Source organism: Treponema sp. R6D11 (genome assembly GCF_054786075.1).
Map to the genome: position 1 here is coordinate 1 of NZ_BDHD01000543.1, position 811 is coordinate 811.

At 32.1% G+C, this 811-nt stretch carries 2 protein-coding genes and 1 pseudogene; 1 reads left to right on the forward strand and 2 read right to left on the reverse strand.

The features are described 5' to 3' along the window. Positions 1 to 10 precede the first annotated feature (10 nt). A pseudogene (locus ACYVTD_RS14570) lies at positions 11 to 103 on the forward strand (HAD family hydrolase); the annotation flags it as partial. Positions 104 to 136: 33 nt separating this feature from the next. Here ACYVTD_RS14570 and ACYVTD_RS14575 read toward each other — a convergent pair. After that, a complete protein-coding gene (locus tag ACYVTD_RS14575; RefSeq protein ID WP_461248439.1) occupies positions 137 to 619 on the reverse strand; it encodes an HAD family hydrolase in 483 nt (160 codons plus the stop codon). Positions 620 to 638: 19 nt separating this feature from the next. Then, positions 639 to 788: a BrnA antitoxin family protein gene (locus ACYVTD_RS14580; RefSeq protein ID WP_461248440.1), complete on the reverse strand. Its 150-nt coding sequence runs from the start codon at positions 786 to 788 to the stop codon at positions 639 to 641. Positions 789 to 811 lie beyond the last annotated feature (23 nt).

An 811-nucleotide genomic window follows, 5' to 3' on the forward strand; every position in this document is an offset into this window, starting at 1 on the left:
ATCGGACATATTGGAGTATTTCTCTGTTTTTGCTTGCGCAGATGAAATAAAAAACGGACAGCCGGCGCCGGATGTTTTTCTTCTTGCCGTAAAAAAATTGGGGCTGGAAGCAAAAGATTGTATTGGTTTTGAAGACTCACCTGCCGGGTTGCAAGGACTTCATTCCATCTGCGCAAGCAAAAACAGAGAAATACTCCAATATGTCCGATTTAGACAGTTTGTCTTTGGCTCGTTGGATAGTTGCCGATGTTGCTACGGCTAATGGTATATTTAATTGTTTTAATTTATTCAAAATTGACAATACGCCAGGGCGTAACGGGAAACCTGTTTTATTTAATAATTCATTTTCTTTTTCTTTTACAATTTTAAATAGTTTATCAAAAGGAAAATCCATTCCGTATTTATTAAAATAAGCTTTTTTATTATCCTCTTTAGAAATGCCAATACAAGTGAATAAAAAACTTTCTTCTATTGGAAGTTCCATTTGACGACATGCTTCGATAATTAATTTTACATTTATGCGCTCTGAATCCAATAAAGTCCCGTCCATATCAAAAATTGCGCCTTTAGGGAGTAAATCTATTTTATTCGCTGGATTGTTATTTTTAAGGTTATACATAATTATCTATACTATTTTTTTATCCATACCTTTGGACATATTTATTCAACACTTCATTTATCATTGTTTGGTATTTTACATTATTTTTTCGAGCATATTTTTTAAAGAAATCAACACTTCCGGTGTTTAATGTTATTGTTATTTTTACTTTAGGCTCTTTTCTAACCAATTTTTCAGGAGAAGGTAAAAAAT